We start from the raw sequence: 21,445 nt of genomic DNA, 5'->3' as shown, positions 1-21,445 counted from the left end.
TAGATCACAGTCTGCGACTAGGCTGGATTCTCGTGCGCCCCCTCCTCCGTTTCTGGCCTGACCTCCGCTCCCGCATCGGCGTGTACGTCCTCGTGCTCGTCCTCACTCTCCTGGCCAACGGAATCCAGCTCATCGTCCCCGTGATCACCGGCTACATCGTCGACGGGCCCATCGCCCACCGCGATCTGTCGGGCCTGTGGCTGCCGGTCCTCGGGGTCCTGTTCATCGGCATCGCCGAGGCTGTCGGGATGTGGGCACGGCGCATGGTCGTCGCTCCCGTCGTCTCCCATTGGGAGGTGACGTGGCGTTCGCGCCTGTTCGATCGTCTGCAGTACACCTCGGTGGCGATCCACGACTCCTGGGAGTCCGGCCAGCTCCTCTCGCGCGCGGTGAATGATCTGTCTCAGCTGCGTCGCTTCTTCGCATTCGGGCTCCCGTTCCTCCTCTCCACACCGATCGTGCTCGCCGTCGGCACGGTGATGCTCGTGATCATGCAGCCCGTCTTCGGTCTGATCATGATCATCATGGCAGTGCCGGCGATCATCGCGGTCGCCGTCTTCGAGAAGCACTATCGGGAGACCTCCCGTCGGTCGCAGGACACTATGGGCGAACTGACCACCGACGTCGAGGAGTCCATCCAGGGCATCCGCATCCTCAAGTCGTTCGGACGCTCCCCCTGGGCCGCCGAGCGCTTCTCCGAGATCTCCACCCGGCTGAAATCCTTGGAGATCCGCAAAGCGAAGCTCGACTCCTGGCTGTGGAGCGTGCTCCTGCTGCTGCCGACCCTGGCTCAGGCCGCGATCGTCGCCGTCGGCACGTGGGGTGTCATCGAGGGCTGGACGACGATCGGCACGGTCGTGGCGGCCGTGACGATCTCGATGGTGCTGCGGATGCCCATCGAGATGCTCGGCTTCCTGCTCGCCGATGCGCTCATGGCGCTGACCGCCGCAGGACGGTACTGGGAGGTCATCGACATCCGCCATGACATCACCGATACCGACGGCGGTGTCGACGATGCTCCCGAAGTCGGCCACTACCGCGGGAAGCTGCGTTTCGACGACGTCGATTTCCACTTCGCCGATACCGAGCGACTGACCCTGCGCGGTCTCGATCTCACCATCGAGCCCGGTCAGACTCTCGCTCTCGTCGGGGCAACCGGCTCGGGGAAGACGACTCTGGCGTCTCTGGTGCCCAGGCTTCAGGACGTCTCCGCCGGCACGGTGAGCATCGACGACGTCGATATCCGGGACATGCCGGTGAACGAGCTGCGTCACCTCGTGTCCGTATCCTTCGAGGACCCGATCCTGTTCTCGACTTCTGTGGCCGAGAACGTCGAGATGGGTTCCCCGGGCGCGGGCGAGGAAGAGATCTGGGAGGCCCTCGAGATCGCGGCGGCGAAGGATTTCGTCTCCCGACTGCCCGATGGTCTGGATACGCAGGTCGGCGAACAGGGACTGTCGCTTTCCGGCGGTCAGCGTCAGCGCCTCGCTCTGGCTCGTGCGGTCATCGGGCGTCCGCGCATCCTCGTTCTCGACGACCCGCTCTCGGCCGTCGACGTCGACACCGAGGATCGGGTGCAGCGGGCCCTGCGGGAGATCCTGCCGGATTCGACGACTCTCATCATCGCCCACCGCCCATCCACAGCGGCATTGGCCGATGTGGTGGCGGTGCTCGACGAGGGCCGGATCGCAGCGCTCGGCACCCACGAACAGCTGCTCGAGTCCTCGAAGCTCTACCGCGAACTCATGGGGGCGAGCGCGAAAGCCGATGCACACACGTATCCGGGTGCGGCCGCCTCGGCGAAGGAAGGAGGGACACCATGAGCATGCCACGTCTCGACAGCGACGACGAGATCGAGTCGCTGCCGCCGGACATTGCGAAGAAGGCCCGCACCCTGCTGATGTCGCTGGTCAGGCCGCACCTGGCGATGGCCGTCTTCCTCGCCGTCATCGTCGTGCTCACGGCTGCGCTGATGGTCATCGGGCCGGTGTTCATCGCTGATGCCCTCGATCGAGGTGTGCCCGCAGCCATCGACGGCGATATGGATCCCCTGATCCGGGCGGTCACGCTCTTCGTGGTCTCAGCAATCGCCTCGGCGATCTTGGCGTTCACGTCGACCAGGCTCGTCGGGATCACCGCTCAGCGGATCCTCTTCACCCTGCGCGAGCGGGTCTTCACCCATGTTCAGCGTCTTGACCTGGGTTATCACGAGACGTCGACCTCGGGTCGGCTCGTGTCCCGGCAGACCTCGGACATGGAATCGGTGCAGCAGTTCCTGTCGTATTCGCTCTTCGACACGGCGCTGGCGGTGCTGCAGATGCTCTTCATCGCCGTCACCCTCGTCGTCCTCGATGTGCCGCTGGCGATCGTCGTCTTCGCTGGATTCGTGCCGCTGTTCTTCATCACGAAGGCGGCGCATTCGACTCAGCGCAGCGCCTACCGGCGCACGCGGACGTCGATCGCGAAGGTCATCGTCCACTTCGTCGAGACGATGGGCGGCATCCGCGCCGTGCAGGCGTACCGGCGTCAGCCCGAGCGGCGCGGGACCTTGAGCGATCAGGATGCCCGGTATCGGGATGCGAACACGGATGCCCTGCGCGGGGTGGCCTGGTTCGCCGGGTGGACGCGGCTGATCGGCAACGTCACGCAGACGGTCATCATCGTCATCGGTGCGTGGCTCGTCATCGAGGGGTGGACGCAGATCGGCGTGCTCGCCGCCTTCATCCTCTACCTGCGTCGTTTCTACGGTCCTCTCGATGAACTCGTTCAGGCTTTCAATCTCTACCAGTCCGCCTCGGCGGCGCTGGAGAAGATCGCGGCGGTGCTCGACACCGACCCCGAGGTGGTCGAACCGACCCAGCCGCAGGCTCTGCCTGCGCACGCAACCAGTGACGCGGCTGCCAGCGGTCGTGCCCTCGATCTCGACGACGTCCGCTTTGCCTACTCCGACGGCCCCGACGTCCTCCCCCGCTTCGATCTCCACATCCCGGCGGGACAGATCGTCGCGCTCGTCGGCGCCACCGGCGCGGGCAAGTCGACCCTGGTCAAGCTCGTCACCCGCTTCTACGATCCAAGCGTTGGACGGATCACCCTCGACGAGGTGGATCTGCGTGACCTCGACGATGCACAGCTGCGATCGTCGGTTGTCATGGTGACGCAGGAGTCGTTCCTCTTCGCCGGCACCATTGCCGACAACATCCGCATCGGCAATCCGGGCGCCAGCGATGACGATGTCGTGGCGGCTGCGACCGCGGTCGGCTTGGACGCGTACATCCGCCGGCTGCCCGAGAGCTATGCCACGGATGTGAAGAAGCGCGGCGGCCGGTTGAGTTCTGGCCAGCGTCAGCTCGTGTCCTTCGCCAGGGTGTTCCTCGCCGATCCGGATGTCGTCGTCCTCGACGAGGCGACTGCGCACCTCGACATCCCGTCCGAGCGGCTGGTGCAGAACGCTCTGGCCACGGTGCTCGAGGGCCGGACAGCGATCATCATCGCCCACCGCCTGTCCACTGTCGAGATCGCCGACCGCGTGCTGGTCATGGAATCCGGTCGGATCATCGAGGACGGCACACCCGACGAACTCATCTCCGGCACCGGGAAGTTCGCACAGCTGCACCAGGCCTGGCGCGACTCCCTCGTGTGAGGTCCTCCCGTCCTCCTGCCGCTCGTCATCACCAGCGTGGTCGACTCAGCAGTTCCAGCAAAGTATGTTGCTGTATATAAGACGAGCCGAATCGACGAGGAGGACGCCCGTGAACTCCGAGACACAGAACGAGACCGAAGCAGCGGCCGACATCGACGATGTGGTCGAGATCGACAGCGATGCCGAGATGAGCAGCCGAACGGAGGAGCGTCGGATCATCGGCGACGCCATTGCCCGCGGCGGTCAGGTGACGAGGTGGACCGCGGCGATCATCGCCCTGCTCTTGATTGCCTCGGAACTGTGGTGGGCAGGAATGCTTGTGATGGTCGCAACGACATTCGATCTGCCACGCCGTGCGGTCCAAGGCTATGCGCGCAAGCGTGGAATCGAGCTGGACGTTCCTTCCATTGATGAGACCGAGAAGACCTCCTGGTCAGGGCTGCTCATCGGCGTGGTCTTCTTCCCCGCACTCTGTGGACTCATCGTGGCCGAGGCGAAACTCGGCCACCCCCTGCTGCCGTGGTCGTGGAGGACTCCCCTCTACGACTCGGAGGACTTGTACATGGTTATGCCGATGGCCTTTGCCGGCTTGGCCATCACTGTTTCCTGGTTCATTCGCCGACGACGAGCGGCACGAACCGATACCAGCCGTGACGAGTGATCGTCAGCTCGTCGGAGCCAGGACCGTCTCGAACGACGCGGAGCATCTCCCCTGCGACGGGAATGACCATGGTGGCGCCGACGGTCAGCTGATCGACGAGCTGGTCGGGCAGTGATTCTGCCCCGGCGGAGACGAGGATCCGGTCGAACGGTGCCTCAGCCGGGAGGCCGAGGGCACCTGTAACGGCTTCGTGGAGGACCACCTCGGCGAAGGTCTCTCGGCCAGCGGAATCGGCGGTGACAGCTTCGATGGCCGCCCGCGAGGATTCGACGAGTTCGGGATGCCGTTCGACCCCGAGCACCCGCCCGGTCGGCCCGACGAGGACGGCGAGCAGCATCGAGGTCCATCCGGACCCCGATCCGAGGTCGAGGACGGCGTCCCCCGGCTGCGGATCAAGCAGCCGGAGCATGTCCGCGACGGTGCTCGGCTGCGAATTCGTCTGCCGGTGCCCGATCGGCAGGGGCACATTGTCTGAGGCGTTCTGACGTTCCGCCATCGGCAGGAAGGGTTCGCGCGGAACCCGGGCGAATGCCTCGGCGATTCGATCACGCGTCGCATCCGATGTCATTGCTCCTCCGATCCACGACGGTCTTCGGTACCTTCCCATTGTGCCGATCCGCGCTGAGGGCACAATGGCGTCACCGAGTATCGTTGTGCCGTGACTCAATCTGATCTCGGCCGCGCCCAGAGCCTCATCACCTCAATTCCCGACTATCCCGAACCGGGAGTGGTCTTCCGCGACATCTCCCCGCTGCTCGCCGATGGTCCGGCAATGCGGGCCGTCACCGAGGCGCTCATCGAACCTTTCGCGGGTCAGTTCGATATCGTCGGCGGGCTCGAGGCCCGTGGCTTCCTCTTCGCGGGTACCATCTCCGCGATGACGGGAGTCGGAATCCTGCCGATCCGCAAGGCCGGAAAGCTCCCGCGACCGGCGGCTGCTGTGTCGTACACGCTCGAATACGGCACTGCCACGATTGAGGGCCCCGACGTGCTGAAGGAGGGCGAGCGCGTCCTCCTCATCGATGACATCCTCGCCACCGGCGGAACGCTCACAGCGGCCAAGTCCCTGGTCGCCGATCTCGGCGCTGAGGTCATCGGCTCAGCCGTCGTCCTTGAGCTCACCGCGCTCGGCGGACGCGAGCATACGGGCGAGGTTCATACCCTCTTCGCGGAGTGAGACGCCTCAGCTGACTCGGACGTCCTCAGCCGATTCGGATGAGGGCGTCGCCGGCCGCGATCGGCCCCGCCTCGGCGAGGGTCAGGTTTTCGGCGTCGGCTTCGAGGACGACGACCGGGACGACCACGGACTTCGCCGCCTCACGGGCGGCGGCCAAGTCCCAGACGACGATCTCTTCGCCGGCCTCGACCTGCTGCCCGTCCTCGGCGCGGAGCGTGAAACCCCCTCCCTTCAGGTGAACGGTGTCGATGCCCAGGTGGACGAGCACACCCTGATCGGGTCGGTGGGAGATGACGAAGGCGTGGGGTTTGAGGCTCGTCAGCTTTCCTGAGACAGGAGCCGTGACCGTCAGGGTCGCGGCCTCGCCGGGGTCGATGGCCGCTCCGGGGCCGACGAGCGCTTTTGCGAAGACGGGGTCGGGAACCTCCGTCAATGGGATCACCGTGCCGGTGATGGGTGCAGCGATCGTGACTGCCATAGTCAGCAGGCCGCCTTTCTCCAAAATCAGTTGTACTTCGCCTAGACTGACCTCAGACTACAGACAAGGATCACTGTCGACCAGCAGATGCTCACCGGCGAGCAGAGGAGACGAAGACGTGACTCAGCCCATGAGGTCTTCGATGTCATCGACGAGGTTGTCGGCCTCCGGACCGACGACGACCTGGACCGCGCTTCCCTGCACCACTACACCGAAGGCACCGGCTGCCGTGAGCGCCTGTTCGTTGACGAGAGAGTCATCGTCGACCTCGACGCGCAGGCGAGTGATGCACGCTTCGATGTCGTCGATGTTGTCGGCACCGCCCAGTCCGGCGAGGATCTGTGCTGCTTTGTCCATGTCTGTCACCTTCATCTCCGGCGTCCACGCGCCGGCGTCGATTTCACGTTCTGCGATCTGCGTCACAAGTCTACGGCGATTCGTGACCGACGACCCCACTTCCGAGGAGGAATCCGATGACCACCGCATCCGCTGAGGCACCGAAGAAACGCAGGAAGGCGATACCAGGGTTCGCCCAGCTCCAACGCGTCGGGCGCTCCCTCATGCTCCCGATCGCCGTGCTTCCGGCCGCGGCCCTGCTCATGCGCTTCGGCCAGCCGGACATGCTCGGCGCCGACGGACTCGGCCAGTTCGCGGACTGGCTGCTGCCGGTGGCGACGGTCTTCGCGGCCGCCGGTTCGGCTCTGTTCGACAACCTCCCGCTGATCTTCGCCGTCGGTGTGGCCATCGGCTTCGCGAAGAAGGCCGACGGCTCCACGGCATTGGCCGCCGTCGTCGGCTATATGGTCCTCACCGGAGTCTTCACCGCCATGGCTCCGGGCTTCGGCTCGGACAACGGTGAGGGCGAGAACGTCATCAACTTCGGAGTGCTCGGCGGAATCGTCGTCGGCATCATCACCGCCCTGCTCTATCAGCGCTATCACCGGATCAAACTGCCGACCTACCTCGGCTTCTTCGGCGGTCGCCGTTTCGTCCCGATCGTGACTGCGGTCGCGTCGATGGTCATCGCCGTGATCATGGCCCTCATCTACCCTGTCTTCGACGCCCTCATCAACAAGGGCGTGGGCGGCTTCCTCATGGAGCACGGAGCCAACCCGGGCACAGGCTTCGTCTTCGGCACGATCAACCGTCTCCTCATCCCCTTCGGACTGCACCATCTGCTGAACAACCTGCCCTGGTTCCAACTGGGTTCGTGCACCACCTCCTCGGGGGACACCGCACACGGCGACATCACCTGCTTCTTCTCCGGTGTGGACGGCACGGCCGACTGGACGGGGTCATTCATGACCGGCTTCTTCCCGATTATGATGTTCGCGCTGCCGGCCGCGGCCCTGGCGATCTATCGCACCGCCCACCCGAAGCGCCGCAAAGTCGTCGGCGGCATCATGCTCTCGGTGGCGCTGACCGCCTTCATCACCGGAATCACGGAGCCGCTCGAATACGCCTTCGCCTATGTCGCATTCCCGCTCTACGCGGTCCACGCCGTGCTCACCGGCACATCTCTGGCATTGGTGAATGCGCTCGGCATCAAATCCGGATTCGGCTTCTCGGCCGGTGCGCTGGACTATCTGCTCAACCTCGGACGAGCGTCGGAACTGTCCGGCGGCATCGGGCCGGTCCTGCTTCTGCTGGTCATCGGCCTGGCCTATGCCGTCATCTACTACTTCCTGTTCCGGTGGGCGATCATCAAGTTCAATCTGCACACCCCGGGCCGCGAGGACGAGACCGACACCGGCACCGGTGCTCCTTCGGTCTTCGACGAAGCCCAGATCGCCGCCGAAGAGTCCACGGGCAAGAAGCGCGCACAGGACGAGGGCAGAAGCTGACCGTCCATGGAATGCTCCGGGGCCCGGTGACGTTATACGCTCGGTTCGGTGCCCTCACCGGGTGCCGAACCGGCGGACCCGATCAGCCTCGGATCCGTCCTGACCAGTGCATACGTGACGAAAGGCGGCACCATGACGGTTCCCACACTCACTCTCAACGACGGCAAGACGATCCCCCAGCTGGGATTCGGCGTCTTCAAGGTCGACCCCGACGAGACCGAACGCATCGTCACCGACGCCCTCGAAGTCGGCTACCGCCACATCGACACCGCTGCCGTCTACGGCAATGAGGAAGGCGTAGGCCGGGCCATCGCGAAGTCCGGGATCTCCCGCGACGAACTCTTCGTGACGACCAAGCTGTGGAATGACCGCCACGGTGCGGAGGAATCCAAGCGGGCCCTCGGAGAATCCCTGGAGAAGCTCGGCCTCGACCATGTCGACCTCTACCTCATCCATTGGCCGACCCCGGCGAACAAGAACTCCGTCGAGACCTGGGAGGCCTTCCCCGGCTACCGCGACCAGGGCCTGACCACCTCGATCGGCGTCTCGAACTTCGACCACCGCTTCCTGCCGGAGATCCTCGATACGGGCATCATCCCGGCCGTCGACCAGATCGAGGTCCACCCGCAGTTCCAGCAGGTCGAGACCCGTCCGCTGCTCGCCGAGCACGACATCAAGATCGAAGCCTGGGGTCCGCTGGGCCAGGGCAAGGTCGACTACGCGAACACCGTCATCGGTGAGATCGCCGCCGCCCATGAGAAGTCCTGGGCTCAGGCGATCATCCGCTGGCACCTGCAGAAGGGTCACGTCGTCTTCCCGAAGTCGAACAACCGCGACCGCATGGAGCAGAACTTCGACGTCTTCGACTTCGAACTCACCGACGCCGAGGTGGCAGCCATCGACGCGCTCGAAAACGGCGGCCGCGTCTCGGCCGATCCCGCCGAGGTGAACTGACCCGTTCAGGTTCGACCAAAACCTCGCCGAGGCGGCCCACCCCGACCAACGATCGTGACCGACGTGGCCGGTTGGGCAGTCAGGTCGAGCAATGACGAAGCCGCCGGAGAGTTCCGACTCTCCGGCGGCTTCGTCGTTCTGTCACGCCACCGTCCGCCCGTCGACGCCGAGGACGACGGCGTCGATGAGCACCGGTCCGTCGGCCTGCAGCGCTTCACGGTAGGCCGCGTCGAATTCCTCGCGAGTCGTGGTCCGGCTGGCCGGGACACCGTAGCCCTGTGCCAACGACACGAAGTCGATCGTGCCCAGAGTCAGCCCCGGGGTGTCAGGGACGCCCATCCGCTCGGCGAATCCGGAGAGCGCACCGTAGCCGGAGTTGTTGACGATGACGAAGATCGTCTTCGTGCCCAACTGGGCGGCCGTGTACAGAGCTGTGAGCCCGTAGTTCGCCGACCCGTCACCGACGGTGGCGACAATGGTCTTCTCCGGGTCGCCGATCGCCAAACCCAGCGCGACCGGCAGCCCGAAGCCGAGCCCTCCCGAGGCCGGGAAGTGGTACATGCCCGGCCTGTCGATGACGATCCGCTCGAGGTAGTCGAGGTCGAGGGTGGTCGTCTCATTGACGTACACGACGCTGTCGTCGACATGATCGTTGAGCACGGCGAGCACCTCGGTGCCGGTCATTCCCTGCTCTGACCGCGGCGGGGAGGTGACGATTCGAGACCCACGGTCGCCTCGGCGAGTTCCTCGATCCGTCGTCGCTGCAGCGAGGTCGGCGAGCGCGGTCGCGACGTCCGCGACGACGGCGCGGCCGAACGGTGCCCGTGTCGCCTCACGCGGGTCCTGGGTGATCTGGATGACCTCGGTGCCCGGCTCCAGATAGTTCGCCGGCTCCCAGCGGTGGTACCGGAACGTGGCGGCTCCCATGACGAGCACGACGTCGTGGCCGGAGAGCCGGTCGCGCACCGATCGGATGCCCGGAACCAGGACGCCTTCGAAATTCGGATGGGTGGTCGGGAACGGGCACCGCGTTGGTGAGGGTGCGACGTAGACGGAGGCGTTCAGGCGTTCGGCCAGCACCATTGCGTCCTCATAGACCGTCGGATCAGCCACTGCGGCGGCATCGACCTGCGGGCCGAGGACGAGGGCAGGGTTCTGTGCCCCGTCGAGGACGTCCGTGAGTTCGCGGCGCAACGACTCCGGCATGGTTCCTGCCGTCGTCACCGAACGCTTCGCCAACAGTGCGTCGTCGGGTAGTGCCGGTTCGTCCCAGTCATCGAGCGGAACGGACACATAGACGGGACCACTCGGCTGGGCGGTTGCCTCGAGTGCCGCCTGCGACAGCGTGCGCGGCACGTCGGTGGCCGACAGCGGCTCGTGCGAGTACTTCACCAGCGGGGCGGGCAGCATCGAGGCATCGACGCTGGCGAGCATCGCCTCCTGACCGACGGTGCGGCGCACCTGCTGACCTGCGAGGACGACCAGCGGAACGTGGCCGTAGTGGGCGTTCGTCAACGCCCCCATGCCGTTGCCCGACCCCGAGGCGGCGTGCAGATTGACCAACGCCGGCCCTCCCGTGGCCCGTGCGAATCCTTCGGCCATACCGACGACGACCTGCTCGTGCAGACCGAGGACGAACCGGAAGTCGTCGCCCAGTCCTGCGAGGAACGGCAGTTCGTTCGATCCCGGATTTCCGAAGATCGTCGTCATCCCGTGGGCACGGAAGACCTCCAGACTCGCGTCGAGGACTGTCTTCTCTCCGTCGTCTCTGTCGGATTGGTCGACCATTGTGCCTCTGCTTTCGTTCATAGTTCTCGCACGGAGGAGCCGAGTTGTGTGGCGCCGCTCCCACCTCACCATATCCGTTGGCGTATTCGAGTCGGCTCAGCCCAGCACGCGGATCGGCTCTCCTGCGACCCAGGCTGCGATGTCCTCGACCGCCTGAGTGAAGAAGATCCGATAGGTGTCTTCGGTGACGTATCCCAGGTGCGGGGTGAGCACAGTGCGCGGTGTGCTGCGGAGGCGATGGTCCACCGGCAGCGGCTCTTCGTCGTGGACGTCGAGTCCGGCCCCACGGATCCCACCTGCTTCCAGCACGGTGATGAGCGCGTCGGTGTCGACGAGTCCGGCGCGCGAGGTGTTGACGAGGATGCTGTCGGGCTTCATCGTCTCAAGTTCGGCGGCTCCCACGAGTCCTCGGCTGCGGTCGCTGAGTTTGTAGTGGATCGTCACCACGTCCGCGGTGGAGAACAGTTCGTCCTTGCTCACCGCGCGCACGCCCAGGGCGTCCGCCCGTTCCGCGTCGAGGTTCTGGCTCCACGCCACGACGTCCATTCCGAAGGCCGCACCGACCCGCGCGACCTTCGTTCCCAGACGTCCCAGACCGACCACGCCGAGGCGGTGCCCATCGAGGTCTCCCCCGACGGTCGACTGCCAGCCGCCGCCTCGCACGGCGGCGTCCTCGGCCGGGATGCTGCGCAGAACGGAAAGGATGAGTCCCCAGGTCAGCTCCGGTGTCGCCGAGGTGGTCGACTCGGTTCCGCAGACCACGATCCCCTGCGCACGCGCCGCCTCCACGTCGATGGAGGCGTTGACCCGTCCCGTGGTCACGAGCAGACGGAGGTCCGGCAGCCGTTCCAGCCGGCCGGCGGTGAAGGCGGTTCGCTCCCGCATCGCCACAGCCACCTCGGCGCCGGAGAGGACCTGCACGAGGTCATCGTCGTCGACGATGTGACGATCGATGAACTCGACCTCGGCGTCGAGACCGCTCCAGTCCGCGAACGTGCCTGCCACCTGCTGATAGTCATCGAGAACGACGATGCGCATTGTGTTCCTCTCCTGAAGTCGTGTGACCTACATCCTAGAGCCGATAGGCTGGGCTGGTGAGTGCACCGATCATCCTGAGACAACGCAGCGGCCCCATCATCACGGTCATCGTGTGGGCGTTCCTCGCTTTCCTCCTCGGCGACGCGCTGCTGCGCGGGGCGTGGGACACCGTCGGCCGTTTCGGTCCAGGACTCGTACTCATCGGCTGGCTCGCGTTCATCGTCCTCTGGCGGCCGGCTCTCGTCGTCGGAACCGACGAGGTGGAGGTCAGGGAGATCCTGCGTACGACGACGGTGCCGTTCACCCGAATCCGTGATATTCGGCTGGGTTCTGTCGTGACGATCGAAACCGCCTCGGCGGAGGGGGTCGAACGCACCATTCGACCGTGGAACGCCCCCGGAATGCCGCGACGGAAGATCGATTCCGGACTGACCGGCGGAACGCGACCGGAGTCTCTGGACATTCACCCCGCGTTCGAGCTGCTGCGTCGATGGGAGCATGCTCAGGCCCATGCCCCTGGAACGGCTGTGCGAAGAGGTCCGTCCGGCGTTGCCGAGGACGTCAGCACTCGATGGAGCCGGGGCGTCATCGGGGTAACTCTGGTGCTGGTGCTCCTGGTGGCAGTCGGACTCATCTGAACACAGAAGGACCGGCCCCGTGGGGAACGTGATCCCACGGGGCCGGCAGTCTCGGAAGGCTTCAATCGATCAGTGCATCACTTCTTGAAGCCGATCTCGGTCCAGTCGGGTGTTTCGAGCTGGCGCGGTCCGAGGTTGAGGACGTCATTCCTCACGCCCCACACATATGGTGTCGGGTAGAAGGGGATGAGCGGCTTGAGCTTCAGAACCTCGGCATCGCCCTCGTTCGCCAGCTTCTTCGCCTCGGCCGGATCGAGTGTCTTCGTCGCAGCCTTGAACTTCTCGCCGATCGCATCGCTGGAGATCTTCGAGTGGTTCTGCGCGGAATCCGCCGGGTAGAACAGGTTCGATCCCGAGGAGATCGGGAAGGCTGTGCCCTGCCAGGTGAACGTCGCCATCTCGAAGTTGCCGTTGAGCACGTGGTCGGCGAAGTACGCGGCGACCGGAACGGTTTCGATTTCGACCTTGAAGCCGATCTCGTTGAGGTCCTTCATCACCTGTTCGGCACGCTGGGCATTCGAAGCGGTATCGGCGGGAACGACGATCTTGAACTGGAGCTTCTCTCCGTCCTTCTCGCGGACACCCCCATCGCCTTCCTTCCAGCCGGCGTCGTCGAGGATCTTCTTCGCCTTCTCCTGGTCGAAGTCGAGGCTGCCGTCGGTGTTGTCCTGGTAGCCTTCCTGGCCGGGCATGAATGTGACGTTGTTGATGAGAGTCACCGGTGCTTCGACGGGGCCGATCGCAGCCTGGGCGATGGCTTCGCGGTTGATCGCATGACCGATCGCGTCACGGACTTCCTGCTCCTTGAGCGCACCCTTCTTCGCATTCATCGTCAGGTGCGTGTATTCCATGCCCTGCGACTTGTACATCTCTCCGTCTTCGCGCTTGCCAGCGGTCTTGTAGGAGTCGCCATCGGTGCCGACATCGACAAGGTCGATCTCCTTGTTGGCGTAGGCCTGAGCCTGCTGTGCCTGAGAGACGACCTTGAAGATCACCTTGTCGAGCTTGGGTTCCTGTCCCCACCATTTGTCGTTCTTGACCATGGTGATGACGCCGGACTTCGTGTCGACCTTGTCGGCCTTGTAGGGACCGTTCGAAGGCAGGACTTTCTTCGTGTAGTCCTTGTTGAAGGAGTCGGCATCCTCGGTGATCTCATTGGGCAGGAAGGCGCCGATGTAGTTCGGCCAGTCGATGTTCGGGGTCTTGAAGGTGACCTTGACGTCGTGCTTGTCCTTGCCGGATTCGAGCTTCTCGATGTCCTCGTAGCCCTTGGTCGAGGCGACCTCGAACTCGTCGTGTTTGCCGTCGCGAGTCTGCCAGAAAGCCTTGTAGTCGTCGACGTCGATCGGTGTGCCGTCCTCCCAGACGGCGTCCTTATTGAGCTTGACGTCGATGACCAGGGGATCCTCGCTGGCGATCTCGACGCTCTCGGCGTAGTTCTTGTCGACTTCCCAGGTGCCGTCATCCTTGATCTTGACCGGTCCGCCCAAGGTGGTGCCGTAGATGTTGTTGTTGTCCACATGGGCGCCGTCGGCGTGGTAGTAGTTGAGGCTCGCGGGGATCTCGGTGATCGGGTAGGTCAGCGTGCCGCCGTCCTTGACCTCGTCGTATCCGGCCTTCTGGTAGTCGGTGGTGGGGAGCCCGGAGATCTCCTTGTCCGCCTTGTCGCTGTCGACTCCGCCGGAGTCCTTGTTCGCCTGCTGGCAGCCGGACAGTGCCAGGCCCAGCGCAGCGGTCGCGGCGACGACCATTGTCGCCTTCTTCCTCATTCTCATGAGTTCCTCATTTCTAGTGTGGTGTTCCTCGAGGTGGGCTATGGGTGCGGCTTCAGGTCGCGGTGTCGAGCTCCGTGATCCGCTCCGCATGGTGGCAGGCGACGAGGTCGCCGTCCAGTGGACGCGGACGGGGGTCATCGGTCAGGCACACCTGCCTGTCCCCGTCCGGCAGCAGGTTGAACAGCGGGCACCTGGTGCGGAAGTTGCAGCCGGAGATCTCATCGGTCGGGCTCGGCAGATCTCCGGTGAGCAGCACCCGTTCCCGAGACCGCTCGACTTCTGGGTCGGGAACGGGGATCGCTGACATCAGTGCACGTGTATAGGGGTGCCGCGGCTGCCGATAGAGCGCGTCGGATTCGCCGTACTCGACGATCCGGCCGAGATACATCACGGCGACATAGTCCGATATCTGGCGGACGACCGCGAGGTCGTGAGCGACGAACAGATAGGACAGTCCCAAGGTGTCACGCAGGTCTTCGAGCAGATTGATGACACCTGCTTGGACTGAGACGTCGAGAGCCGAGACGGGTTCGTCGAGGACGAGCAGCTTCGGGTTCGTCACGAGGGCCCGCGCGATGCCGATGCGCTGTCGCTGCCCACCGGAGAACTCATGCGGATAACGTTCGGCCATCGACGCGTCGAGGCCGACGAGTTCGAGCATCTCGGCAACCTTGTCGTTGCGCTCCTGAGCCGGCACTTTGTGCACGGTCAGCGGTTCGGCGATCACTTCGCCGACCGGCAGCCTCGGGTCGATTGCGGCCATCGGATCCTGGAAGACGACCTGGACGTCTCTGCGCATGGCCAGACGTTCACGCTTGTTCAGGTCCGCGACATCGATGCCGTTGATGACCAGCCGTCCCTTCTGCGGAGCGACCATCTCCAGGACTTCACCGATCGTCGTCGACTTCCCGCAGCCCGATTCGCCCACCAGTCCGAGGGTCTGGCCGGCCTTGATCTCGAGATCGATTCCGTCGACAGCTTTCACCGTGCCGATCTGTCGCTTGAACACGGCACCCTTGAGCAGAGGGAAGTGCTTCTGCAGACCGGTGACCTCCAGGATGTTCGGGGCTGCGTCGTCTTTCACCCGAGTCGCCACCGGGTCGGGGCGCGGGTAGATGTCCTTGGCTTCCAGATCGCCCCGGGCGATCTCGTCGGCACGATGGCAGGCGGCCTGCACGCCGGCGATTCCGTGTTCGACGAGTTCGGGCTCGACCTCGCGACATCTGTCGACCGCGATCGGACAACGCGGTGCGAATGGGCACCCCGGCGCAAGATTCGACAGCGACGGCGGTTTGCCCTCGAGCGGAACGAGTCTCTGGGTTCCCGCTGTGGCAAGGTTCGGCACCGAACGCAGCAGCCCTGTCGTATAGGGCATCTGCGGGCGGTGAAAGACCTGCTCCACTCCCCCAGTCTCGACGAGGCGGCCCGCGTACATGACAGCGATTCGGTCGGCGTTTCCGGCCACTACACCGAGGTCGTGAGTGATCAGCACGATCGCGGCACCGGTAATCTCGCGTGCCTTCTGCAGCACGTCGAGGATCTGAGCCTGAATCGTCACGTCCAATGCCGTCGTCGGCTCGTCGGCGATGATGAGATCCGGATCGTTGGCGATCGCAATGGCGATCATGGCTCGCTGCCGCATGCCTCCGGAGAACTCGTGGGGGTATGACTTCACCCGCCGTTCCGCCCCTGGGATGCCGACGATTCTGAGCAGTTCGATCGCCCGGTCGTTCGCCGCCTCTTTCGACAGGCTCGGGTCATGGATGATCAGACCCTCGGAGATCTGTTCTCCGATCGTATAGACGGGAGTCAGTGCCGACAGCGGATCTTGGAAGACCATGGCGATCTCGCGGCCACGCAGCTTCGACATCTGGTGGTCGTTCATGTCGAGAAGAGACTGCCCGCGATACCGGATGGAGCCGGCGATCTGAGCGGTGGAGGGAAGCAGACCCATCACAGCCATCGAGGACACGGATTTGCCTGACCCGGATTCGCCGACGATGCCGAGGAATTCGCCCGGTCTGACCTCGTAGTTGACCCCGCGCACTGCTTGAACGTCGCCCTTGGGGTTGGGGAAGGTCACCGTCAGGTCTCTGACCTCAAGGATGGGTTCTGCCGCGGTGACGGGGGCGAGGTCGATGTCAAGGGTTTCAGTCACGGTTGACTCCTGAGGTCGGATCGATCGCATCCCGCAGGGCATCGGCCATGAGACTGATCGCGAAGAGCATGAGCACGAGCACCCCTGCGGGGAAGACGAACAGCCAGGGACGCGTGGCCGCCGCTCCGGAGCCTTCGGCCAGCAGTGTGCCGATCGACACGTCGGGTTTCTGAATGCCCAGATTGAAGTAGCTCAGGGAGGTCTCGGCAAGGATCGCGGAGACGACGCCGAGCGTCGCATCGACGATGAGAATCGAGGCCACGTTGGGAATGATGTGACGGCTGAGGATCTTCGGAGTCGAAACCCCCATATAGCGGGCGGCTCGGACGAAGTCGCGATCCTTGATTGCCTTGGTCTGGTTGCGCACGACTTGAGCCATGATCATCCAACCGAAGAGCACGAGGAAGACGACGATGGCCGTCCACGACAGCTGCCTCAGCAGAGGCGCCATGAGCACAAGGATGAAGAAGGACGGCAGCACGAGCAGCAGGTTGATGAACCAGACGATGATCGTCTCGACGCGACCACCGAAATAGCCTGCCGTCGAACCGATGATGGCGGCCAGAATGCTCGCACACGGCCCGGCGATGATGCCGATGAGCAGGGATTTCTGCAGTCCCACGACGGTCTGAGCGTAGATGTCCTGGCCGATCGTGTTCGTACCGAACCAGTGCTGGGCGCTCGGGCCCTCATTGAGTGCGAAGACATCCTGGTCGGTCGGAGAATAGATGTTGATGGTATTGCCGAACAGAGCGAAGAGAACGAAGAATGCGAGTAGGATCCCGCCGACCCAGAACCGCGGGGTCGAGCGCAGGCGGCGCCAGATGAGCATCGCCCGAGAGGTCGGCTTCGAACGCTTCGTCACCACCTCGGTGTCGGGCTCTGTGGAGATCGGAATATCTGTTGCCATGTCAGATCCTCACTCTCGGGTCGAGTGCGGCATAGAGCACCTCGGACAGGGTCGAGGCCAGGAGCGTGAGCACTGCGACGAAGAGAACGGAGCCTGCGGCCGCGTTGATATCGGACTGCAGGATCGAATTGATGGTGAACTGGCCCATGCCGTTCCATGAGAAGACGACCTCGAGCATCGAGGAGCCGGCGACCAGGGTGCCGAACGCGTAGGCGAAGTACGTCGACATCGGGATGAGTGCGACGCGCACGCCGTGCTTGACCAACGCGGTTCTGCGGGTGCGCCCTTTGGACCTGGCGGTGCGGATGAAGTCCGATGCAAGCACGTCGAGCATGACCGAACGCTGGTAGCGCGAGTACGTCGCGGCGCCCATGAGCACGAGCGCCAGGGTCGGCAGCAGCATATGTGACACCTGGTCGGTGAACCACGGGATGAAGCCAGGGTCGATATTCGCCGAGTAGTCACCCGAGAAGCGGATGAGGGTCGTGCCGAGTGCATTGTTGAATCCAGTGGCGATGATCATGAGGATCACGCCGATGACGAATGTCGGAGTGGCGATGATGAGGTAGGACGCGTAGGTCACGACCTGGTCGGATGCCTTGTACTGCTTGACGGCTCCCCAGACGCCGAGGATCACACCGAGGATGGCTCCGATGATCGATCCGATGAGCAGGAGCTTGAGGCTGACACCTGCCCGAACGAGGATCTCCTGCAGCACAGGCGAGTTGTGGACCGTCGTGCCGAAATCACCATGGAGGAAGATGTTCGTCAGCCAGTGCCAGGTCCTCTCGAGGATCGGGACTTCGGGGTTCGTGCCGTGGCCGTTGAGGATGGACCGAATCGAATCTTCTGACAGCGGCGGATTCTGGCCACGGTATCGGGAGGCCGGATCCATGAATGAGCTGGAGGTGATGTAGGCGGTGACCGTCGCTATGAACGCGAGGATGAAGTAGTTGATGAACCGCCGCAGGACGTACTTTCCCATGGCGCCGACTACGACACAGGGATCAGCCGAGCCTCACTGGACGTCGAGGAATGGTGCATGGGACCCGGCAGCTGGGAGTAGATCTCACGGCGAATCGGGTAAGCGGTGCGAATCATCAACGATCAAGGTTCCTTTGCGCGAATTTTCCTCTGATCAGCCACTATGAGTGAATCATCAATGGTTCATCACAGAAGACTGAACGTAATTCGCACTGTATCTCCATGTGACCTGTTGCACAAACTTCCCTTGCAGTATTGATTGTGACAAGGCGCCGTGTCGCCCGGAAATCCGCGCGACACGCCGAAGTAACTTTTCGGTAACTGCAGTCGCGTGTCGCCGGGTCGGAACGGTCCGTGCTGTGCTCAGGAACGTTCCCCACCGAAATCGCCGAGGCGGTGCAGACGTGATGTCTGCACCGCCTCGGCGATGGTGGAACCGTTCAGTATCGCTGAGCGTCTCCCGAAGGCAAGCGGAATCAGCAACGGACCTTGAACTGGATCAGAAGCAGACCGCGCCCTTCGATGCCGACTGCACGAGCTTCGCGTATTTACCGAGCACACCGGTGAGGCGGTGGTTCTCGGGCAGCGTCCAGGTCTTGCGACGCTCGGCCAGCACCTCCTCGTCGACGTGGAGCTCGATCGAGCGGGCCGCGATATCGACGGTGATCTTGTCACCGTCCTCGACGAGCGCGATCGGACCGCCGTCGACTGCCTCGGGGGCGATGTGGCCGATGCACAGGCCGGTCGAACCGCCGGAGAAGCGACCGTCGGTGAGCAGCAGGACGTCCTTGCCGATGCCCGCGCCCTTGATGGCGCCGGTGATCGCGAGCATCTCGCGCATTCCGGGTCCGCCCTTGGGCCCTTCATAGCGGATGACGACGACGTCGCCCTTCTTCAGTTCTCCGTTGAGCACGGCGTCCATGGCCGGCTGCTCCTGGTCGAAGACGCGAGCGGTGCCTTCGAAGACGTCGGCGTCGAAGCCCGCGGACTTCACGACCGCACCTTCAGGAGCCAGAGACCCCTGCAGCACGGTGAGGCCGCCGGTGGCGTGGATCGGGTTGTTGAGCGCGCGCAGGATCTTCCCGTCCGGGTCCGGCGGATTGATCGACTCAAGGTTCTCGGCCACGGTCTTGCCGGTCACGGTCAGGCAGTCGCCGTTGAGCAGACCGGCGTCGAGGAGGGCCTTCATGATCACGGGCACGCCGCCGATCTTGAAGACGTCGTTCATCACGTACTGGCCGAAGGGCTTGACGTTGCCCAGGTGCGGAACCTTGTCGCCGATGCGGTTGAAGTCATCGAGTTCGAGCTCCACTCCGGCTTCGTGCGCGATGGCCAGCAGGTGGAGGACCGCGTTCGTCGAACCGCCGAAGGCCATGACCACGGCGATCGCGTTGTGCAGCGATTCGCGGGTGATGATGTCCTTCGTGGTGATGCCCTGGCGCAGCATGTTGACAACAGCCTCACCGGACTTGCGAGCGAACATCGTGCGGTTGCGGTGGATGGCCGGCGGAGCAGCCGAGCCCGGCAGGGACATGCCCATGGCCTCGGCGGCCGAGGCCATCGTGTTCGCGGTGTACATTCCGCCGCAGGCACCCTCACCGGGGCAGACGGCGCGCTCGATGGCGTCGACGTCCTTCTGGGACATGGTGCCCGCACGGCAGGCGCCGACGGCTTCGAAGGCGTCGATGAGGGTGACTTCCCTCTCCGAGCCGTCCTCCATCTTCGCGGTTCCGGGCATGATCGAACCGTTGTAGAGGAAGACGCTCGAGAGCCCGAGGCGGGCGGAGGCCATGAGCATTCCGGGGATCGACTTGTCGCAGCCGGCCATGAGCACGGAGCCGTCGAGTCGTTCGGCGCTCATCACGGTTTCCACGGAGTCGGTGATGACCTCGCGGGAGACCAGCGAGTAATGCATTCCCTCGTGGCCCATCGAGATTCCGTCCGAGACGGAGATGGTGCCGAATTCCAGCGGGAAGCCACCGGCCTCGTGGACGCCTTCCTTGGCGGCCGAACCGAGACGCTGCAGCGACATGTTGCAGGGGGTGATCTCATTCCACGAGGTCGCGATCGCGACCTGCGGCTTCACCCAGTCGTCGTCGCCCATGCCGACGGCGCGCAGCATGCCGCGTGCGGCGGTGGCCTCGAGGCCGTCCGTGACATCGCGAGAACGGGGTTTGATGTCGGGAGTGGTGTTGTCTGTATCGATGCTCATGCAGGCATGCTACGCCCGATTTCAGCATCCGCATGCCGGACTCTCGCATGGTGGAACCTCTCGTGGGAACCATGCGAGAGTCCGACCCCGGGGACATGTTCCGGCCCTGCTTAGGTCAGATTCGCGTGACCTATTGCCGGCGATGCAGGCCCGCGTTTCGCTGCGCCTCGGGCCCCAGCTCACGGCATCTCAGGCCTTGATGAGATTGACCGGCTGCTCGCCGTCGTTGATCCGCCTGACCTGCTCGGCGAGGATCTTCACGACCCGTGGTTCGAACGCCGAGGTGTCGCCTCCGACATGGGGTGTGATGAGGGTGTTCGGGGTGCCCCACAGCGCGTGGTTGCGCGGCAGCGGCTCCGGATCGGTGACGTCGAGGGCGGCATGGAGCCGGCCAGCGGCGAGTTCCGCCACAAGCGCCTCCGTGTCGACGACCTTGCCGCGGGCGACGTTGACGATGAGCGCATTGTCGGGAAGCAGGCTGAGGAACTTCTCATCGACGAGGTGGTGGGTGCCCTCGTTGAGCGGGGTGATGAGCACGACCACCTCGGTGTGGGGCAGTAGTTCCGGCAGCTCGTCGACGCCGTGGATCTTCCCGCGCTCGTCCTCACGTGCGGTCGAGGCCACTCGGGTGAGCTGGACTTCGAAGGGGTCGAAGCGGTCGGCGATGGCCGAGCCGATCTCGCCGACGCCGATGATCATCACCCGCCGGTCCTGCAGCGAGCGGTGACGCTGGTGCTCCCATACCCGCGAGACCTGCGAGCGCACGGCGTCATCGATTCCGCGCAGGCTGGCCAGGGTCAGCGCCAGGGCGAGCTCGGCGGTGCCCCCGGTGTGCACGCCGGAGGCGGTCGCCACCTGGATTCCGCGTTCGGGCAGGTGGGCGACGGGATCGAATCCGGTCGTCTGAGTGATGACCATGCGCAGGTTGGGCAGCTCGTCGAGCAGCTCGATCGTCGGCCCGGAATCCATGTACGGCAGGATGACGACATCGACATCGTCACGACTGAGCTTGGCCGACCGTTCGGAATCGGAGAAGACGACGAGGTCGACGTTCGCGCGCTGGTGAGCGGGGATCCGAGCGATCACAAGGTTGCGGAGCTCGGAGTTCGGGAAGGCGATTGTGGTGATGGACATGCCCTCATTGTGGCACGCGGCCAGGCCCGGTGCCGAGGGATTCGTCACTCTGAG

The 21,445-nt window shown here is 64.3% G+C and carries 18 protein-coding genes; 7 read left to right on the top strand and 11 right to left on the bottom strand.

Annotation, left to right across the window (positions count from 1 at the left end; all coding sequences use genetic code 11):
• The first annotated feature begins 32 nt into the window (after window positions 1–32).
• From HIM68_RS08025 to HIM68_RS08015, 3 genes are all read left to right on the top strand, one after another.
• The gene (locus HIM68_RS08025; RefSeq protein WP_367647472.1) at window positions 33–1,823 is read left to right on the top strand and encodes an ABC transporter ATP-binding protein; all 1,791 of its coding nucleotides are present in this window, start codon (window positions 33–35) and stop codon (window positions 1,821–1,823) included.
• Window positions 1,820–3,640, top strand: coding sequence for an ABC transporter ATP-binding protein (locus tag HIM68_RS08020; protein ID WP_172171197.1), 1,821 nt, complete (start codon window positions 1,820–1,822; stop codon window positions 3,638–3,640). The genes HIM68_RS08025 and HIM68_RS08020 overlap by 4 nt, the downstream gene beginning before the upstream one ends.
• 109 nt (window positions 3,641–3,749) lie before the next feature.
• Window positions 3,750–4,301 carry a hypothetical protein gene (locus HIM68_RS08015; RefSeq protein WP_172171195.1) on the top strand — a complete coding sequence of 184 codons (552 nt, stop codon included), beginning with the start codon at window positions 3,750–3,752 and terminating at the stop codon, window positions 4,299–4,301.
• Here HIM68_RS08015 and HIM68_RS08010 read toward each other — a convergent pair.
• Window positions 4,252–4,869, bottom strand: coding sequence for a protein-L-isoaspartate O-methyltransferase (locus tag HIM68_RS08010; protein WP_172171193.1), 618 nt, complete (start codon window positions 4,867–4,869; stop codon window positions 4,252–4,254). The genes HIM68_RS08015 and HIM68_RS08010 overlap by 50 nt on opposite strands.
• 90 nt (window positions 4,870–4,959) lie before the next feature.
• Between HIM68_RS08010 and HIM68_RS08005 the strand changes: the two genes are divergently transcribed.
• On the top strand, window positions 4,960–5,478 hold the full coding sequence (locus HIM68_RS08005; RefSeq protein WP_172171191.1) for an adenine phosphoribosyltransferase: 519 nt from the start codon (window positions 4,960–4,962) through the stop codon (window positions 5,476–5,478).
• A 25-nt stretch (window positions 5,479–5,503) separates the two neighbouring features.
• Here the strand turns inward: HIM68_RS08005 and HIM68_RS08000 are convergent, their stop codons facing one another.
• Together HIM68_RS08000 and HIM68_RS19175 are read right to left on the bottom strand one after the other, a co-directional pair.
• Window positions 5,504–5,956, bottom strand: coding sequence for a PTS glucose transporter subunit IIA (locus HIM68_RS08000; RefSeq protein ID WP_172171189.1), 453 nt, complete (start codon window positions 5,954–5,956; stop codon window positions 5,504–5,506).
• A 123-nt stretch (window positions 5,957–6,079) separates the two neighbouring features.
• Window positions 6,080–6,442, bottom strand: a complete 363-nt coding sequence (locus tag HIM68_RS19175; RefSeq protein ID WP_172171187.1) for a glucose PTS transporter subunit EIIB — start codon at window positions 6,440–6,442, stop codon at window positions 6,080–6,082.
• On the opposite strand from HIM68_RS19175, the gene HIM68_RS07990 reads away from it, so the two are divergent.
• Window positions 6,430–7,800: a PTS transporter subunit EIIC gene (locus tag HIM68_RS07990; protein WP_172171185.1), complete on the top strand. Its 1,371-nt coding sequence runs from the start codon at window positions 6,430–6,432 to the stop codon at window positions 7,798–7,800. The two genes, HIM68_RS19175 and HIM68_RS07990, sit on opposite strands and share 13 nt — an antisense overlap.
• Window positions 7,801–7,932: 132 nt before the next feature.
• On the top strand, window positions 7,933–8,754 hold the full coding sequence (locus HIM68_RS07985) for an aldo/keto reductase (RefSeq protein WP_139468878.1): 822 nt from the start codon (window positions 7,933–7,935) through the stop codon (window positions 8,752–8,754).
• Window positions 8,755–8,895: 141 nt separating this feature from the next.
• Here the strand turns inward: HIM68_RS07985 and mdlC are convergent, their stop codons facing one another.
• A complete protein-coding gene (mdlC, locus tag HIM68_RS07980) occupies window positions 8,896–10,542 on the bottom strand; it encodes a benzoylformate decarboxylase (protein ID WP_172171183.1) in 1,647 nt (548 codons plus the stop codon).
• Window positions 10,543–10,638: 96 nt separating this feature from the next.
• Window positions 10,639–11,580 (bottom strand): D-2-hydroxyacid dehydrogenase family protein, encoded by a 942-nt coding sequence (locus HIM68_RS07975; RefSeq protein WP_172171181.1) that lies wholly within the window; start codon window positions 11,578–11,580, stop codon window positions 10,639–10,641.
• Between the two features lie 56 nt (window positions 11,581–11,636).
• Between HIM68_RS07975 and HIM68_RS07970 the strand changes: the two genes are divergently transcribed.
• The gene (locus HIM68_RS07970; RefSeq protein ID WP_172171179.1) at window positions 11,637–12,218 is read left to right on the top strand and encodes a hypothetical protein; all 582 of its coding nucleotides are present in this window, start codon (window positions 11,637–11,639) and stop codon (window positions 12,216–12,218) included.
• A 77-nt stretch (window positions 12,219–12,295) separates the two neighbouring features.
• On the opposite strand, the gene HIM68_RS07965 is transcribed toward HIM68_RS07970, so the two are convergent.
• The 6 genes from HIM68_RS07965 to HIM68_RS07940 form a co-directional block, all read right to left on the bottom strand.
• The gene (locus HIM68_RS07965; protein ID WP_172171178.1) at window positions 12,296–13,993 is read right to left on the bottom strand and encodes an ABC transporter family substrate-binding protein; all 1,698 of its coding nucleotides are present in this window, start codon (window positions 13,991–13,993) and stop codon (window positions 12,296–12,298) included.
• 52 nt (window positions 13,994–14,045) lie between these two features.
• Window positions 14,046–16,151: a dipeptide ABC transporter ATP-binding protein gene (locus HIM68_RS07960; protein ID WP_367647471.1), complete on the bottom strand. Its 2,106-nt coding sequence runs from the start codon at window positions 16,149–16,151 to the stop codon at window positions 14,046–14,048.
• Window positions 16,144–17,061 carry an ABC transporter permease gene (locus HIM68_RS07955; RefSeq protein ID WP_139468884.1) on the bottom strand — a complete coding sequence of 306 codons (918 nt, stop codon included), beginning with the start codon at window positions 17,059–17,061 and terminating at the stop codon, window positions 16,144–16,146. Before HIM68_RS07955 ends, HIM68_RS07960 begins: the two co-directional genes overlap by 8 nt.
• 1 nt (window position 17,062) lies before the next feature.
• Window positions 17,063–18,046: an ABC transporter permease gene (locus HIM68_RS07950; protein WP_139468885.1), complete on the bottom strand. Its 984-nt coding sequence runs from the start codon at window positions 18,044–18,046 to the stop codon at window positions 17,063–17,065.
• A gap of 498 nt (window positions 18,047–18,544) precedes the next feature.
• Window positions 18,545–20,257: a dihydroxy-acid dehydratase gene (ilvD, locus tag HIM68_RS07945; protein ID WP_172171176.1), complete on the bottom strand. Its 1,713-nt coding sequence runs from the start codon at window positions 20,255–20,257 to the stop codon at window positions 18,545–18,547.
• A gap of 189 nt (window positions 20,258–20,446) precedes the next feature.
• A complete protein-coding gene (locus HIM68_RS07940) occupies window positions 20,447–21,391 on the bottom strand; it encodes a 2-hydroxyacid dehydrogenase (RefSeq protein ID WP_172171175.1) in 945 nt (314 codons plus the stop codon).
• Window positions 21,392–21,445 lie beyond the last annotated feature (54 nt).

Source organism: Brevibacterium sp. CT2-23B (assembly GCF_013168765.1).
GTDB lineage: Bacteria > Actinomycetota > Actinomycetes > Actinomycetales > Brevibacteriaceae > Brevibacterium > Brevibacterium sediminis.
Note: the sequence above shows the minus strand (reverse complement) of the source record. Positions and strands in the feature narration are given on the sequence as shown.

What these genes read in the sequence shown, in the direction of transcription:
- HIM68_RS07940 (WP_172171175.1), bottom strand. Translation starts at nt 21,391, where the DNA reads ATGTCCATCACCACAATCGCCTTCCCGAACTCCGAGCTCCGCAACCTT.
- HIM68_RS07975 (WP_172171181.1), bottom strand. Translation starts at nt 11,580, where the DNA reads ATGCGCATCGTCGTTCTCGATGACTATCAGCAGGTGGCAGGCACGTTC.
- HIM68_RS08000 (WP_172171189.1), bottom strand. Translation starts at nt 5,956, where the DNA reads ATGGCAGTCACGATCGCTGCACCCATCACCGGCACGGTGATCCCATTG.
- HIM68_RS07990 (WP_172171185.1), top strand. Translation starts at nt 6,430, where the DNA reads ATGACCACCGCATCCGCTGAGGCACCGAAGAAACGCAGGAAGGCGATA.
- HIM68_RS19175 (WP_172171187.1), bottom strand. Translation starts at nt 6,442, where the DNA reads ATGCGGTGGTCATCGGATTCCTCCTCGGAAGTGGGGTCGTCGGTCACG.
- HIM68_RS07955 (WP_139468884.1), bottom strand. Translation starts at nt 17,061, where the DNA reads ATGGCAACAGATATTCCGATCTCCACAGAGCCCGACACCGAGGTGGTG.
- mdlC (WP_172171183.1), bottom strand. Translation starts at nt 10,542, where the DNA reads ATGGTCGACCAATCCGACAGAGACGACGGAGAGAAGACAGTCCTCGAC.
- HIM68_RS07985 (WP_139468878.1), top strand. Translation starts at nt 7,933, where the DNA reads ATGACGGTTCCCACACTCACTCTCAACGACGGCAAGACGATCCCCCAG.
- HIM68_RS08010 (WP_172171193.1), bottom strand. Translation starts at nt 4,869, where the DNA reads ATGACATCGGATGCGACGCGTGATCGAATCGCCGAGGCATTCGCCCGG.
- HIM68_RS07965 (WP_172171178.1), bottom strand. Translation starts at nt 13,993, where the DNA reads ATGAGAATGAGGAAGAAGGCGACAATGGTCGTCGCCGCGACCGCTGCG.
- HIM68_RS07950 (WP_139468885.1), bottom strand. Translation starts at nt 18,046, where the DNA reads ATGGGAAAGTACGTCCTGCGGCGGTTCATCAACTACTTCATCCTCGCG.
- HIM68_RS08020 (WP_172171197.1), top strand. Translation starts at nt 1,820, where the DNA reads ATGAGCATGCCACGTCTCGACAGCGACGACGAGATCGAGTCGCTGCCG.
- ilvD (WP_172171176.1), bottom strand. Translation starts at nt 20,257, where the DNA reads ATGAGCATCGATACAGACAACACCACTCCCGACATCAAACCCCGTTCT.